This is a genomic window from Planococcus beigongshangi, from assembly GCF_016820495.1.
Lineage (GTDB): Bacteria > Bacillota > Bacilli > Bacillales_A > Planococcaceae > Planococcus > Planococcus beigongshangi.
In genome coordinates, this window is sequence record NZ_JADHDU010000002.1 from 316,545 (window position 1) to 332,676 (window position 16,132).

Consider the following 16,132-nt stretch of genomic DNA (forward strand, 5'->3'; position numbering starts at 1 on the left):
TTATCACCTCTAAGAAAAATTAAAACCACTTTGGTAAAAATATTAGTAAGCCAATTATAGCACTTGCAATGGCAAATACCAAAACGGCGCCTGCTGCCATATCTTTCGCCTGCTTTGCCAGGGGGTGCAGATTCGGGCTCGCGAGGTCGACAATCCGCTCCATCGAGGAATTGAACATCTCTAAAGCAAGCATCCCGCCGATCACCAGCGTGACAAGCATCCATTCGACTTCCGATAAACCTGTAAAAAAGCCGGCAGCGATCACTATTGCCGCTGCCGTAAAATGAAACCGGATATTCTGTTCGCTCTTCAAAGCGGCTTTAATACCCGAATAGGCAAATCCGAAAGAGCGGAAGAACCTAATTGCCTTCATAGCCGTCACGGGTGATGCCTAGTGAATTCAGGATCGCATCCTGCTTTGCGAACATGATTTTCTCGTCCTGATCCTCCATGTGATCATAGCCGAGCAAGTGGAGGAAGCCGTGAACTGCGAGAAAGCCAAGTTCCCTTTCAAAAGAATGGCCATAGTCAGCAGCCTGTTCTCTTGTACGGTCCAGCGAAATGATGATATCCCCCAGCATTCGAGGCTCATCCATTCCCTGGATCTGCACTTCCCCTTCCCCTTCTTCTTCCATGGCAAAGGAGATGACATCTGTCGGCTGATCTTTGCCGCGGTATTCACGGTTGATATCGCGGATCATCTCATTCGTCACGAAACTGACGGATACTTCGGCTTCCCCTATTTCTTCTTCTGCAGCTGCGTGCTGCAGGATTTTTTCCACAAACTGCAGATCACTGTCCTGCAATGTTTCCGTTTCATCCATAAAATCGATGGTCAGCATGCATTCATCCTCCTATTCTTTGTCTGCCGGATATTCAATCCGTGTATGGAAAATTCCGTTCAGCGTTTCACACATGACATTCTTGACTTTTTTCAATTCCTTCATCGTCAGATCGCATTCATCGAATTGTCCATCTTTCAGTTTATCTTCGATAATCGCATCCACCAATTTTTTTATCTTTTCAGAAGTTGGATCTTTCATCGACCGGACAGCCGCTTCAATGCTGTCAGCCGCCATGATGATGGCATTTTCCTTCGTTTGCGGCTTCGGCCCGCTGTATCTGTATTCTTCTTCCGTTACTTCAGGATTATTCTCTTTTTCCTTGAAATAAAAATATTTCAGCAGGCTTGTACCGTGATGCTGTTCAGCAATATCGACGATCTCTTTCGGCATTTTATGTTTGCGCAGCAATTCCGCCCCTTGCCGGCCATGCGCTAAGATAATGTCACGGCTCGTCTTCGGGGGTATTGCATCATGCGGGTTAGCAATATTCACCTGATTCTCGATAAAATACTGCGGCCTCTTCGTCTTCCCGATATCATGGTAATAGCAGCCTACCCGCGCCAGCAGCCCATTGGCACCGATTGCTTCACATGATGCATCCGCCAGATTGGCGACCATGACGCTGTGATGATAGGTTCCCGGCGTTTCCGTCAGGATTTTCTTCAGCAGCGGATGGTTGGGATTGGATAATTCAATCAGGCGCATCGGTGAAATGAGCCCGAATGCCCATTCAAAGAATGGCAGCAGCCCAATCGTCAACGCACCGGACAATAAACCGGAAATCAGTGCAGCCGCAAAATAAAAGCCCACTTCCGCCGGATCATACTGGCTCTGTGATAATAATAAGTAGAATCCGATGAACAGGGCATTGATGAAAGCGACAGCCAAGCTCGTCTGCAGGAGGCGTGCTCGGCGGTCGTCACGTTCAATCAGATAGACGCCTGCCAGTCCGCCGAACAGGATATACAGCACAATTTCCATCTGAAGAATCGGTGAAAATGTGTTCTGCAGCATTATTCCAGCACTCGCCGCAGTGATGAAGGTGATAAATATCGCTGACCTTTCATTGATCAGCGTCCGGACAATCATTCCTGCCAGCGCCGTCGGGAACAGGAAAGCGATTTCGACATCGAAGTTGTCACTGATGGCGCTCAATAATTTCATCAATGTCAAGGAAATGGTGATGGCCGCCGCGAGAACCCACAGCGTAATGATTTTCTTCTGCTGAGTATCCGTCGAGCGCTGGGTCACGATGAATAACAGCCCCACCGCAATAACTACGAACAGGAAAAGGCCGAGTACGGGTTTTAAATCACTCTGATTCTCGGTCATGCCGACGAGTTCCAATTGCCGGTATATTTCGCGGTCGATCACTTGCCCTTCCTGCACCAATACCTGGCCCTGCAGGATTTTGGTCGGCTCCACACTTTCACGGGCCTGCTCCAGCTGCGCTTCCGTCAAAGTCTGATCCACAGTTTCATTGGCACTGATGCCAAAACGGCCAATCGTGATGGCAGCCTGCAGAACGGATGCCGGAATATTTTCATTTGTCCGGATCAGCTGTTCTGCTTCGTTGCGCTTGCTGTTGACATTTTCTTCACGGACAGGGGATTCGAGAATCGTTTCAACAATTTCTTCCACTTCTTCCTGCACAGTGATAAGCTCTTCATCCGGCAGGCTCAAAAGCGAGCGCAGCATGTCGTCAGTGAGCCGCAGCCCGTTTTCGCTCGTTTCTATCAGCCGGGTGGTTTCACGCAGCTCAGTGACCATCTGCTGCATATTGTCAGCGTCAGCGCCTTCTTCCTCTTCTTCCTCCGCTTCAGCGTTCCGGACGTCCTGGACGTATTCGAACAGGGAGGAAATCACAGCGGATTGATTGCTTGCCAGTTCATCGTTGAATTTATAGCTTGGCATCAGCTCTGCTGCTGCCCGCTGTTTTTCGAGTTCCGTTTTTACCGGATCTTCCACTGTCTTCGAAGATCGGATCGTCTCTTCCGATAACTGGAAAAGTTCGATATTATATGTATCGTTTTTGTTGGTGCTGTACAGGAAACTATAGAGAATGATGCCTATCAAAAAAATCGTCACGAGTGAAAAAACTTTATATCCGACCTTTTCATATATCGCCCTTATCCTTGAGACCATCTGACCACCCCACTCTTAATACTTCCATCATATCAATATCGATGGGGGATTTCACGGTTTTTTCAGAAATCTTGCAATCATCCACAACCGCAATGCATTAAAAAACCAGCCTTACTCGGGCTGGTTTTCGTATGCGTCTATTATTTTTGAAACAAGTGGATGGCGTACAACATCTCCACTTTCCAAATACATGAATTGGATGCCACCGACATTCTTCAGGATCTTTTCAGAAGCAATCAACCCGGATTCAGCACCGCGAGGCAAATCGATCTGTGTTTTATCGCCTGTGATAATCATTTTCGAACCGAATCCAAGCCTCGTCAAAAACATTTTCATCTGCGCTTTAGTCGTGTTCTGTGCTTCGTCGAGAATGACGAAAGCCTCATCCAAAGTCCGCCCGCGCATATAGGCAAGCGGCGCTACCTCGATTGTGCCTCGTTCGATGAACCGATTCGTCTGTTCAACGCCGAGGACGTCATGCATCGAATCATACAGCGGACGAAGATATGGATCCACTTTCTCTTTCAGGTCGCCCGGTAAAAATCCGAGGCTTTCCCCTGCCTCAACTGCTGGACGCGTGAGGATTATGCGTTTGACGCTTCCGTTTTTCAATGCCTGGACGGCCATAACGACTGCGAGATAAGTCTTCCCTGTTCCTGCAGGCCCTATGGCAAAAGTCAGGTCCTTACTGCGCATGGCACGAATATAATGGCGCTGTCCGATGGTTTTGGCACGGATGATTTTGCCGGCAGCATTTCGCGCCACCTCTTCATCATATAATTCAGCGAAGTATTCTATGGTTCCCGCCTTTGCCATTTCAATGGCGGACACAATATCACGCTGATCGATATTGATGCCCTTGCGGATCACTTTCAATAATTGTTCTATCAATAATTTTCCCGTTTCCTTGCCCTCTTCATCTCCCGACAATCTGATGATTTCTCCACGGGTAATAATTTGTATATTCAACGCTTCTTCAATTAATGTCATGTGGTTATCTGATATACCAAGCAGAAGCACCGCTTCATTCGGGTCTTTCACATGAAGTTCTAGTAATTGATTGTCTGTCATTCGGACACTCCCTGGTCATATTTTTGTTCCTGATTTTACAATATCATTAAACCGGAATGACTGTAAAATATTATCTCTGAAATTTATAAGTTTACATAATATTATTATTAATTGTTAATTAAATTTAACTGGCTTCCTACTATATAAATAGAAGAATCCGTTGAAGCAGTGGATCGCTTCAACGGATTCTTCATCAAATGATCAACGCCTTTTCGATTTTGGCGGCATAAAAACTTCTGCCAATATAATCGCTTTTTGCGCTTCATTTTGTGTAAGTGGAAATAATTGTGCATTTTCTTTTTTTACAGCGGGTTGTACTGCACGGACAGGTTTTTGTCGGGAGGACATGCGTCCGCCAATCTCCTCTGCCGCTACAGTAGCCGATTCATCGATTGGAATCCGGCTTCTCTGTCTGTCAGAAATTTGTTTCTCGATAAACTGTCTTTCATTAGACTGCCGATCGCTGAGCCGTTTTTCCACAACTTGTTTTGCTGCTTCCTTAACCTGCCCCTTTTTTTCAGCCTCTGGGTTCATCTGCGCCTGGAATTCCCCGTAAATTTCTTTGGCGTAGTCTTCCATGCGTTTGAATCCCCCCTGATTGCCTCTTTTGCCATACGGTTCACTCCGAACGGGTTTTTCAGAAGAAGCAGGCTTTTCGTCCTTATTCTTTTTACCGAAGAATGCACTTACCGCCATGAGGATTAATGCAACTATGAATGGTTCCATATGACAAACCTCCTCTTCAGATCAATTTCATCGATCGTCATCCGTTTGTGCAGTGCTCGTTTTCGCAATTGAATCACGCATGCCCGTATCTGCCTGGACATTTTGATAATTTACATAATCCATTACACCGATATTGCCGGTACGAAGAGCTTCTGACATCGCAAGCGGAACTTCCGCTTCCGCTTCCACAACTTTCGCTCTCATTTCAACAACTTTCGCTTTCATCTCTTGTTCGCTTGCTACAGCCATTGCGCGACGTTCTTCAGCTTTGGCCTGAGCAATTTTCTTATCTGCTTCAGCTTGTTCTGTCTGAAGCTCTGCCCCGATATTCTTTCCGATATCAACGTCCGCAATATCGATCGAGAGGATTTCAAATGCCGTACCTGAATCCAGCCCTTTGCTGAGAACAGTCTGGGAAATCAAATCCGGATTTTCCAGGACTTTCTTATGGCTAGTGCTTGAACCGAGTGTAGAGACGATACCTTCACCGACACGGGCGACGATCGTTTCTTCACCTGCACCCCCGACTAGGCGGTCGATGTTCGCACGTACTGTAATTCTTGCTTTCGCTTTCACTTCAATACCATCCATGGCGACACCGGCGATAAATGGTGTTTCAATAACTTTCGGGTTTACCGACATTTGCACGGCTTCCAAAACATCACGGCCAGCAAGGTCGATCGCTGCCGCACGTTCAAACGGCAATTCGATATTGGCACGGTGAGCCGCAATCAAAGCGTTTACCACTCTGTCCACGTTACCACCTGCCAGGTAATGGCTTTCCAGCTGGTTGATCTGTACATTCAAACCTGCTTTTGATGCTTTGATCAGCGGGTTCACGATGCGTGACGGGATAACCCGGCGCAGTCTCATACCAATCAATGTGAAGATGCTGATTTTCACACCTGCAGCCAGTGCAGAGATCCATAATGTTACGGGTACAAATGTAAAGAAGATTGCCAGTAAAATGATTACGCCGATTATCGCGGCGCCAAGCCCAATTACGTCAAGTCCCATTTATTCTTCCTCCTCTGTTTTTTCCAGTTCACGCACAACAATGCGCGAACCTTCTACCTTAATAATCTTAACATCTTTCATGCGGCCTATGTAGCGCCCTTCAGAAACAGCGTCAATTCTTTCATCACCGAAAATGATGGTGCCAGAGGGCCGCAGTTCTGTTGCCGTCACCGCAATTTGTCCGACAAGCTCCGTCCGGTTGACGTTTGAAACATATCCGCTTTTTGTATCTGTGGAATCCGACAGAATGATCCGGTTAAACAATTGGAGCCTTTTACCAAAGAATTTCACTAAAATCACCATCCCTGTCGATGCTATGACCAATGCGATAAGAATCGCGATGCCGGTAGCTCTCAAATCATTTCCTGTCAGCAATACACTCAGCAGCATAGAGGTCAGACCGGCAATTGCGAGAATTCCGAAGGGCAGGAAGATCTCGATGAAGAACAGGCTGAGGCCGATCAAAAAGAAAATGACAGAGCCGAAGCCGACAAGCCCTTCCACCCAATGGCTGTAGAAAAACAGCCCGAGAGCCGCCATGCCGATAAAGCCTGGAAAACTCAGTCCCGGAGTGAACAATTCCAGCAAGATGCCGAGTAAGGCAATGGACAAGAGAACCGTTACCGTAACGGGGTGAATCAGAAATCCTGAAAACTTTCCTCCATCTCCATTTACGGCAGCCTGAGCGGCAGGAGACAGAGATATAAGAGAAAACAATAGAATGATGGAAGCAGTATAGATTTTAACTTTATGCAAGAAAAACCCTCCCTTCGTATCCTGTCCTCCCCGCCGGTTCAACGGGTCTATATTTCCTTTGCTCATTAATTTACGGATGAAAAGGAAAAAAGTTTCAAAAATATCTATATTCCCATTATAGAGGAACGACTTCGATTAATAAAAGAATGCGCTTTCATTAAAGAAAAGCGACGCTGCCCGTCAAGCTCTGACCGGCATAAGGCGGGCCAACGAAGTGGCGGTCCCTGCCACGCAGTTGGACTGACTTATGACCCGAAGAGCTGGGCCAGCGGAGTCTGGACACAAAGAAAAGCGACAACGGCCGTTCAGCTCCGACAAGCGTAAGACAGATCAGCCGAATAAGGCATCTTTATCTTTCTATCCGGAAATAAAAAACCGGCTGCACATTGGATGTGCAACCGGTCTTAGCTGTCGTTCATATTTTTAAAAGTCTCAGTTTTAAAGTAAGGGTCAATTAAAATTTACGTTTACGCGCAGCTTCTGATTTTAGTTTGCGTTTCACGCTCGGCTTATCATAATACTCGCGCTTTCTAACCTCTTGCATTGTTCCGGATTTAGAAACAGTGCGTTTGAAGCGGCGAAGAGCATCTTCAATCGATTCGTTTTTACGAACGGTAGTTTTTGTCATCTCTTTTTCCCTCCCTCCGAACACACGTTGAAGCAAATAACAACAAGTGTTATATACAAAAAATTATATCGTATGTTCAAACATCAGTCAACAGTTAATAATCGGAATCCGATTTTAGGCCCTGCATAATCTGTACGCCAGAACTAGCCCCAATGCGGCTTGCGCCTGCTTCGATCATCGCTTCGACATCTTCCAGGCTTCTAACGCCGCCGGAAGCTTTTACTCCCAGGTCAGCGCCCACTGTTTCACGCATCAATTTAACATCAGCGACTGTCGCTCCGCCAGTTGAGAAACCAGTTGACGTCTTAACGAAATCCGCTCCAGCTTCTTTTGAAAGGCGGGAAGCCAAAACTTTTTCTTCGTCAGTCAACAGGCTTGCTTCGATGATCACTTTAACGATCGCTTTGCCTTTTGCCGCTTCCACGACAGCTGCGATGTCATTTTTCACAAGTTCGTGATCGCCTGATTTGATCGCACCGATATTTACGACCATATCGATTTCTTCTGCACCTTTTTCAATCGCATCTTTTGTTTCGAATGCTTTTGATGCAGATGTTGAAGCTCCGAGTGGGAATCCGATTACTGTGCAGACTTTTACTTTGCTGTCTTTCAACTCAGCAGCAGCTGTTTCTATATATGAAGGGTTAACGCAGACAGATGCAAATTCGTACTCTGCAGCTTCCTTGCAGATTTGAATGACCTGTTCTTTAGTGGATTCTGCTTTAAGCAGGGTGTGGTCGATGTAAGATGCAATGTTTTTCATGATAAAATGCTCCATTCTGTATTATGGTTTTATTTTCGTATCGTTTACTCGAATTCATAGGACATTGCAGACAATGCATAGAAAGGAGCCGTTTCAGTGCGCAGGATCCGAGGGCCAAGAGAAGTGAACAAAGCGCCTGCGTCTTTCAGCTGCGAAGCTTCGCTTTCTGAAATTCCACCTTCGGGACCGAAAACAATTAATACCGAGCCTTTATCATACAACGTTTTTAAAGTATCGGCAAACCGCACAGGGCTTGCTGCACGTGCTTCTTCTTCGTATGCCACGATAACGGCATCGAAAGATCCGGCAGCATTTAACAGCCCTTTGAAACTCTGGACATTATGTATTTCCGGTAAATGGGTCCGATGGGATTGTTCAGCCGCTTCCTTAGCGATCTTCTGCAATCTTGCTATTTTTTTGCCGCCTTTCGCCGCATCCCATTTAACAATGGAACGCTCGGCTGCATATGGCATCAAAGAAAACATTCCCAGTTCCGTACATTTCTGGGTAATCAAATCCAATTTATCGCCTTTTGGCAAGCCGCAGGCAATCGTCACCTGTTTTGGCATTTCCACAGATGATTCCAATTCCATTTCAAGGCGCAGTTCGACTTCCTGTTCAACCGATAGGATTTTCGCTTTGTAAGCTTTTCCTTCCATAACGGCAATCAGCTCATCGCCGGAAGTTTGGCGCATAACTTTGGCGATGTGCTTAGCATCATCGCCTGTTATTGTCGTTATCCGGTTAGCGGGAACTTTGCCTTCAATAAAATATCGCTGCATCGTTGCACCCCGTTCATTCAGGTTTTTTTGAAATGATCGTTACCCAGTCTTCCATCATCATGACCTCTTCGATCACGAAGCCCGATTCTTCAAGCGCATGGCGGACATCGTTTTTCTTGGCTGCGATGATCCCGGATGTGATGTATATGCCACCTGGCTTCACAACAGAAAAAGCATCATCCGTAAATGATATGATGATTTCCGCAAGAATATTCGCGACAACGACGTCACCCGGCTCATCGATAGAATCGACTAAATTGCCGCCGACTACTGTTACCGTATCCTGAACTTTATTGAGTTCGACATTCATACGGGCAGCTTTAACAGCGATATCGTCCAGATCCAGGGCATGCACTTCTTTCGCCCCCAATAAAGCGGAGCCGATGGCAAGCACGCCTGAACCGGTTCCGATATCAATAATGCGCTGCCCTTCTATGACGTTTTTCTCAAGCGCCTGCAGACTCATGACCGTCGTCGGGTGTGTCCCGGTTCCAAAAGCCATCCCCGGATCCAGTTCAATGATCAGCTCATCGCTGGATACCGGATTATAGGTCTCCCATGTCGGTACGATGGTAAAACGCTGTGAAATTTTAACCGGATGATAATATTTTTTCCATGCAGTCGCCCATTCTTCCTCGTCCACTTCACTGATCGTCACGATATTGGATCCGATATCGATGCCGAACTCAACAAGGTTATTGACAGCGAGTTTCACCGCTTCCACGGTTTCCCCAAGAAAACTGTTTACCGGCAGATAGGCTTTCAGAATTACCCCATCTTTCGGGAAATCATTCGGACTCAAAGACCAGATTTCCCCGAACTCATCTTCCCGTTCTTTCAGCAGGTCTTCCGAATCTTCAATGACAACTCCGCTGGCACCGGCCTCATGCAGGATATTTGATATAGATTCAATCGCTTCGTTTGTCGTATGGATGGATAGTTCTGACCATTTCACGTGCAAACAGCTCCTTTAATCGCCTTTGATGGTTCGTTTGATTTTATCGAACAGCGAACTTCCTTGTTCTTCAGGAATATCTCCGCTTATTTCAGCGAATTCACGCAATAATTGGCGTTGTTTTTCACTGAGTTTCGTCGGTGTTTTAACACGGATGACCACATGCTGGTCGCCGGTTCCATACCCATGGACATTTTTAACGCCTTTGCCTTTCAAACGGAAACGTGCGCCGCTTTGTGTACCGGCAGGGATTTTCAGTTTCACTTTGCCATGGACTGTAGGCACTTCAAGCTCATCCCCGAGTGCAGCCTGCGGATAAGTCAACGACAGCTCCAGGTAAATATCATCGCCCTCACGTTCGAACTCTTTATGCGGCTTCACGCGGAATACGACATACAGATCTCCGGATGGTCCGCCGTTGTGGCCAGGTCCGCCTTGGCCTGTGACACGTAATTGCTGTCCATCATCGACTCCTGCCGGAATGGTGACTTTGATCTTCTTGACTTTGCGCACTTTGCCGGCGCCTTTGCAAGTCTGGCATTTCTCTTCGATAATCTGGCCTGTCCCTTCACAATGATGGCACGCTCTGCGGTTTACCATACGTCCGAAAGGCGTATCCTGTGTCACGTTCAATTGGCCGGCACCTTCACAATGCGGACAAGTTTTTTTCTTTGTACCCGGTTTTGCTCCGGAGCCAGCGCATGTATCACAGGTTTCTTCTTTTGGAAGTTCAACTTCCGCTTCTTTGCCGAATACCGCATCCATGAAATCGATCGTCATCGAATACTGAAGATCTTCACCTTTACGCGGTGCATTCGGATCGCGGCGGCGTGAACCTCCGCCAAAGAATGTGCTGAAGATATCGTCGAAGCCGAAACCTTCCGCTCCGCTGAATCCTCCGCCGAAGCCCTGGTTCGGATCCTGGTGGCCGAACTGATCATACTGGGCACGTTTCTGCTCATCGCTCAGCACTTCGTAAGCTTCTTTCACTTCCTGAAATTTCTCAGTAGCATCCGCTTCTTTATTGATATCCGGGTGGAATTGTTTGGACAATTTCCGGTAAGCCTTTTTTATTTCCTCTTTAGATGCCGTTTTGGAAACACCCAGCACCTCATAATAATCACGCTTATTCATATGTCACTCTCCCTCTTGCAATCACCTGTAATTGTACACGGTATCTTTTGCTGTTGCAAAGACCTCGGTGATACCGGAAAGATGGCAAAATAATCTGTTTCCTCAGAGGTCCCGCTAACAATAGACAACGGTAAAATCAAGAAATCCCTGTTTATTCCCTAAACCGTGAAAAAGCCAAAGCATGTTGCTTTGCTTTGACTTTTTCAGGTATTTCTATGGCTTACTTATCTTTATCGTCGTTTACTTCTTCGAAATCTGCATCAACGATATCATCGTTGCCGCCAGGAGCTGAACCTTCAGCGTCGCCGCCAGCCGCCTGTTGAGCCGCTGCTGCCTGCTCGTAGGCTTTTACAGCAAGCCCTTGAAGGATTTCGTTCAATTTATCTTTTTTCGCACGGATATCATCGATGCTGTCGCTCTCAAGAGCCGCTTTCAATTCATCACGGGCTTCTTCAGCTTGTTTCTTCTCTTCTTCAGTTACCACTTCGCCAAGATCTGCGATTGTTTTATCTGTCTGGAAAACAGCCTGGTCAGCTTCGTTGCGAAGTTCTACTTCTTCTTTCACTTTCGCATCGGCTTCAGCATTTTCCTCAGCTTCTTTGATCATGCGTTCGATTTCATCATCTGATAACGATGTGTTCGACTGGATCGTGATCGTCTGCTCTTTCTGCGTTCCAAGGTCTTTCGCCTTAACGCTTACGATACCGTTTTTATCGATGTCGAAAGTAACTTCGATTTGCGGTACGCCGCGTGGTGCTGGCGGAATATCAGCCAATTGGAAGCGGCCAAGCGTTTTGTTGGCTGCAGCCATCGGACGTTCACCTTGAAGCACATGGATATCCACAGCTGGCTGATTGTCAGCTGCCGTTGAGAATGTCTGTGATTTTGAAGTCGGGATTGTCGTATTGCGCTCGATCAGTTTCGTGAACACGCCGCCCATTGTTTCAATACCCAGTGACAATGGGGTTACGTCAAGAAGAACGACATCTTTAACGTCTCCAGTCAATACGCCGCCTTGTACAGCAGCTCCCATTGCTACAACTTCATCAGGGTTTACGCCTTTATGCGGATCTTTGCCTGTTTCTTTCTTGACAGCTTCCTGTACTGCAGGGATACGAGTCGATCCCCCTACCAGAATTACACGGTCAAGTTCAGTAGCAGAGATTCCTGCATCTTTCAATGCCTGGCGAGTTGGTCCCATCGTACGTTCAACCAATGAAGAAGTAAGCTCGTCGAATTTCGCACGGCTCATCGTCACTTCAAGGTGAAGCGGTCCAGCTTCGCCGGCAGTGATGAACGGCAATGAAATTTGAGTGGATGCTACGCCGGAAAGGTCTTTCTTAGCTTTTTCAGCTGCATCTTTTAAGCGCTGGGTTGCCATCTTATCCTGTGAAAGGTCGATGCCATTTTCTTTCTTGAATTCCTGTACAAGGTAATCGATGATGACTTTATCGAAATCATCTCCGCCAAGACGGTTGTCGCCGGCAGTGGATTTCACTTCGAAAACGCCGTCGCCAAGCTCAAGGATCGAAACGTCGAACGTACCGCCTCCAAGGTCATAGACAAGGATCGTTTCATCTTTTTCAGTTTTATCAAGGCCATATGCAAGTGCAGCTGCAGTCGGCTCGTTGATGATACGTTCAACTTCAAGACCTGCGATGCGTCCTGCATCTTTAGTTGCCTGACGTTCCGCATCATTGAAATAGGCAGGAACTGTGATGACCGCTTTCGTCACTTTTTCACCCAGATAATCTTCAGCATAGCCTTTAAGATATTGAAGGATCATTGCAGAAACTTCCTGTGGTGTATATTCTTTGCCTTCAGCAGTAACTTTTTCCTGCGTACCCATCAAACGTTTAACAGACTGGATCGTATTCGAGTTTGTGATCGACTGGCGTTTTGCCACTTCCCCTACCTGACGCTCGCCATTTTTAAAAGCGACAACAGATGGTGTTGTACGGTTGCCTTCCGGATTCGGAATGATTTTCGGTTCTCCGCCTTCCATCACTGAAACGGCTGAGTTTGTTGTTCCTAAGTCAATACCAATAATTTTGCTCATTTGAATTCCTCCATTAAACTATTATTCGTTTACTTTTACCATTGCCGGACGAAGTACTCTGCCTTTAAGCGTATACCCTTTTTGCAATTCCTGCAAAACTGTGCCTGGTTCGGCATCTTCATCCTTTTCCTGCATGACTGCCTGATGGAAGTTTGGATCAAAAGGCTGTCCGACTGCTTCAATTTCTTCGAGTCCTTCTCGTTTAACTGCTTCAAGCAAGGATTTCTGAACCATTTCGACGCCTTTCATCAAAGCTGTGCCTTCTTCGCTTTTTGATTCAACGGCCAGGGCACGTTCGAAATTATCCAGTACAGGCAATAGATCCGTCAGTAAAGACTGAGAACGGAATTTCGCCTGGATTTCCTTATCTTTTTGATTGCGGCGTTTGAAATTGTCGTAATCCGCCAGCAGGCGAAGGTATTTGTTCTGTTCAGCTTCAAGCTCTTCCTGAAGTTTAGAGATTTCATCTTCGCCATTTTCATCGGCGGCTTCCGTTTCAGAACTCGCTTCCGCTTCAGCCGTCTCATCTAATACGGTTTCAGATGAAAAATCAGTTTTTTCTTCTGTTTGTTCAGAAACGGTTTCTTCAGCAGCTGCCGACGTCTCTTCGAAATCTGTTGCAATGTCTGCCTCATTTACCTGAGGATTTTTCTTATTCGCCAAAATGATGTTCCTCCTTCATATTCGTTCAGTTCCTTAAAATACGTGTCAGCTCTTTGGAAAGATCGCCGCTCAGCGTATCCAGCAACGAAACGATTCGCTTATAATCCATCCTTTTCGGACCGACAATTGCAATGGAGCCAGTCTGCTCTTCACCGATATCATAGGATACGGTGATTACAGAACAGTCCTCCATTGCCGAAAGTGCATTTTCGGACCCGATCCGGATATGGAGGCCCTGATTCCCCACCGGTATGATCATAGGGATATGATCAGTTTCTTCCATGACATCCATCAGATTCCTGATCTTATGAAGATCGTGGAAATCCGGCTGATTCAGGATATTCAGCTTGCCGCCGTAATAGACATTTTTATCCTGCGGAACAATGACCGCCTGCTTGAAAGTGGAGAATAATTCCCCATGTCGTTCCATATGCTGTTTCATGACCATCAGCGTTTCCTGTTCGAGGCGCTTGTGCAGATCGTTGAGCGAAACACCGATCAGACGCTCATTCAGGATGTTGACCATCTTTTCGATTTCGGAAGGATTCAATCCGTCCGGAATCGGGAAAATCCGGTTTTCAACATGTCCTGTATCAGTGACGATGATCGCGACTGCAGAATTCGATGACAGCGGCACGATCGACAATTTCTTGACGATATGCCGGCGGACATCCGGCCCGAGCAATATGGAAGTGTAATTGGTCAGTTCTGATAAAATCATGGCGGACCGTTTGATAACTTCTTCGGTCTCTGTGATTTTCTCTTCAAAAATGGAGCGAAGTTGAACGATATCTTCTTTCGGAAGCGGACGGGGTGTCAGCAGATGATCCACGTAATAGCGGTAGCCTCTCTCCGATGGAACCCGGCCGGAAGATGTATGGGTCTTCTCGAGAAAACCCATTCCTTCCAAATCTGCCATTTCATTCCGGATCGTTGCCGGACTAAACGAAATGCCGGACTTTTTAGCTAACTGGTTTGATCCTACCGGCTGTGCTGATTGTATATAATCATCCACTGTCACTTTTAAAATGAACAGCTGCCGTTCTGTTAACATGATCATCACCTCGGTTAGCACTCTTGTGGTGCGAGTGCTAAGACTACACTAAAATTAACAAATTCCATTAACCTTGTCAACGATTCTGCATCTAACAATTTTTAAATACACTGCTCTATTTGGTGAATAGAAGAATTGGGTTAATATGCCGCTTCGTCGCTTTGGACAAGCCTCCCGCAATAAGCCGAGAAGAGCACTCGTCTTATTGCTCCGGCCAGTCCGGCGGCGCTCCTTCGCTGGGATCCACTTCAAGAAATGAAACAAAACAGTGAAGACTCCTTGGAGAGCAAGCGTAGTAGTCGAATCCACTCGGGCGAAGGCCCGAGTTAGTTCGGCGAAAATCTTGGTAAGCGGTTATTTAAGATTACTAATTTCATTTTTAAAATTTAGCCTTAAGCCAGCAAAAATTGTTCGAAAATATTATTTCCGATAAAGCGGCCGTGTTTCGTCAGTTTCACCCTGCCGTTTTCGATGACCAGGTTCCCACTGCTGATTTCTTTATCCAAAATGCTGCCGTAGACCTGTTCCATCGGGATGCCGAACTTGCCATTGAAGTGCTCCAGTGAAACTCCGGCCGTTTTGCGAAGCCCGAGGAACATCTCCTCTTCCATCTGCTCTTTCCTCGGAACTTCATGCGAAGACAGGATCGGACGCTCCCCATTTTCAAGCGGCTCCATATATTTTTTCAATGGGCCGTGGTTGGAATAGCGGATTCCTTTGACATATCCGTGAGCTCCAGCACCTGCTCCGATATATTCCACATTGTCCCAGTAAAGCAGATTATGGCGTGATTCAAACCCGGGGCGGGCAAAATTCGAAATTTCATATTGTGACAGCCCACGGCTTTCCATTTCGAGCATCAATTTATCGTACATATCCGCTTCCAGGTCTTCCGTCACCGTATTCAATTTTCCTTTTGTCATAAGATTATAAAAGACTGTTTTCGGTTCGATGATAAGCGAATAGGCAGAGAAATGGGGCAGATCGAACAAAAACGCCTGCTCAAGTGTATCTTCCCATTGTGCCATCGTCTGGCCCGGCAAGCCGTACATCAAGTCAAAGCTTATATTCGTGAAGCCGACACGGCGCGCATCTTCCACCGCTTTTGCTACATCACCGTTGCTGTGCGTACGGCCAAGCCTTTTCAATAGGTCTTCATCAAAGGATTGGACGCCCATGCTCAGGCGGTTGACGCCGCCATTGAATAGAACCTGCATTTTTTCAAAAGTTAATTCATCCGGATTGGCTTCGGATGTCCACTCCAGATTGTCGGCCATCGGCACAAACTCGTGGATATAGCCAAGTAATTTTTCCAATTGACGCGGTTCAAGGGATGTCGGGGTGCCGCCGCCCAGAAAAATCGTTTCCAGCGGCTGATCCAGCGCTCCCTGTTCTTTCCAAAGGGCTAGCTCTTTGCCGAGTGAGTCGATATAGGCGTCAACCGGCTGATCTTTGAAGAACACTTTATTGAAATCACAGTAGAAGCAGATCTGATGGCAGAATGGAATATGGATATATAATCCTTTTACCACAT

General features: G+C 46.6%; 16 protein-coding genes. All 16 read right to left on the reverse strand.

Going from position 1 to position 16,132, the window contains the following annotated elements:
- Window positions 1-19 precede the first annotated feature (19 nt).
- The 16 genes from IQ294_RS05715 to hemW all read right to left on the reverse strand — a co-directional run bounded on the left by IQ294_RS05715 (window position 20) and on the right by hemW (window position 16,130).
- Window positions 20-373: a diacylglycerol kinase family protein gene (locus tag IQ294_RS05715; protein ID WP_203333049.1), complete on the reverse strand. Its 354-nt coding sequence runs from the start codon at window positions 371-373 to the stop codon at window positions 20-22.
- Window positions 360-842: an rRNA maturation RNase YbeY gene (gene ybeY / locus IQ294_RS05720; protein WP_203333050.1), complete on the reverse strand. Its 483-nt coding sequence runs from the start codon at window positions 840-842 to the stop codon at window positions 360-362. The genes IQ294_RS05715 and ybeY overlap by 14 nt, the downstream gene beginning before the upstream one ends.
- A gap of 12 nt (window positions 843-854) precedes the next feature.
- Entirely contained in the window at window positions 855-2,990 is a 2,136-nt protein-coding gene (locus IQ294_RS05725) for an HD family phosphohydrolase (protein ID WP_203333051.1), read from the reverse strand.
- A gap of 111 nt (window positions 2,991-3,101) precedes the next feature.
- Window positions 3,102-4,061 (reverse strand): PhoH family protein, encoded by a 960-nt coding sequence (locus tag IQ294_RS05730; RefSeq protein ID WP_203333052.1) that lies wholly within the window; start codon window positions 4,059-4,061, stop codon window positions 3,102-3,104.
- Window positions 4,062-4,262: 201 nt separating this feature from the next.
- On the reverse strand, window positions 4,263-4,787 hold the full coding sequence (locus tag IQ294_RS05735; RefSeq protein WP_203333053.1) for a hypothetical protein: 525 nt from the start codon (window positions 4,785-4,787) through the stop codon (window positions 4,263-4,265).
- A 27-nt stretch (window positions 4,788-4,814) separates the two neighbouring features.
- Window positions 4,815-5,804 (reverse strand): flotillin-like protein FloA, encoded by a 990-nt coding sequence (gene floA / locus IQ294_RS05740; protein WP_203333054.1) that lies wholly within the window; start codon window positions 5,802-5,804, stop codon window positions 4,815-4,817.
- Window positions 5,805-6,560, reverse strand: a complete 756-nt coding sequence (locus IQ294_RS05745) for an NfeD family protein (protein WP_238942674.1) — start codon at window positions 6,558-6,560, stop codon at window positions 5,805-5,807.
- Between the two features lie 454 nt (window positions 6,561-7,014).
- The gene (gene rpsU / locus IQ294_RS05750; RefSeq protein ID WP_008431605.1) at window positions 7,015-7,188 is read right to left on the reverse strand and encodes a 30S ribosomal protein S21; all 174 of its coding nucleotides are present in this window, start codon (window positions 7,186-7,188) and stop codon (window positions 7,015-7,017) included.
- Between the two features lie 94 nt (window positions 7,189-7,282).
- Window positions 7,283-7,951, reverse strand: a complete 669-nt coding sequence (deoC, locus tag IQ294_RS05755; protein ID WP_203333056.1) for a deoxyribose-phosphate aldolase — start codon at window positions 7,949-7,951, stop codon at window positions 7,283-7,285.
- Window positions 7,952-7,995: 44 nt separating this feature from the next.
- Window positions 7,996-8,733 carry a 16S rRNA (uracil(1498)-N(3))-methyltransferase gene (locus IQ294_RS05760; RefSeq protein ID WP_203333057.1) on the reverse strand — a complete coding sequence of 246 codons (738 nt, stop codon included), beginning with the start codon at window positions 8,731-8,733 and terminating at the stop codon, window positions 7,996-7,998.
- Between the two features lie 13 nt (window positions 8,734-8,746).
- Window positions 8,747-9,688 carry a 50S ribosomal protein L11 methyltransferase gene (prmA, locus tag IQ294_RS05765; protein ID WP_203333058.1) on the reverse strand — a complete coding sequence of 314 codons (942 nt, stop codon included), beginning with the start codon at window positions 9,686-9,688 and terminating at the stop codon, window positions 8,747-8,749.
- Window positions 9,689-9,703: 15 nt separating this feature from the next.
- Window positions 9,704-10,822, reverse strand: a complete 1,119-nt coding sequence (gene dnaJ, locus IQ294_RS05770; protein WP_203333059.1) for a molecular chaperone DnaJ — start codon at window positions 10,820-10,822, stop codon at window positions 9,704-9,706.
- 220 nt (window positions 10,823-11,042) lie between these two features.
- Window positions 11,043-12,881, reverse strand: coding sequence for a molecular chaperone DnaK (gene dnaK, locus IQ294_RS05775; protein WP_203333060.1), 1,839 nt, complete (start codon window positions 12,879-12,881; stop codon window positions 11,043-11,045).
- A 21-nt stretch (window positions 12,882-12,902) separates the two neighbouring features.
- Window positions 12,903-13,547, reverse strand: coding sequence for a nucleotide exchange factor GrpE (grpE, locus tag IQ294_RS05780; RefSeq protein ID WP_203333326.1), 645 nt, complete (start codon window positions 13,545-13,547; stop codon window positions 12,903-12,905).
- A gap of 22 nt (window positions 13,548-13,569) precedes the next feature.
- Window positions 13,570-14,598, reverse strand: a complete 1,029-nt coding sequence (hrcA, locus tag IQ294_RS05785) for a heat-inducible transcriptional repressor HrcA (protein WP_203333327.1) — start codon at window positions 14,596-14,598, stop codon at window positions 13,570-13,572.
- A 392-nt stretch (window positions 14,599-14,990) separates the two neighbouring features.
- Window positions 14,991-16,130, reverse strand: a complete 1,140-nt coding sequence (hemW, locus tag IQ294_RS05790) for a radical SAM family heme chaperone HemW (protein ID WP_203333061.1) — start codon at window positions 16,128-16,130, stop codon at window positions 14,991-14,993.
- Between the last annotated feature and the right edge of the window lie 2 nt (window positions 16,131-16,132).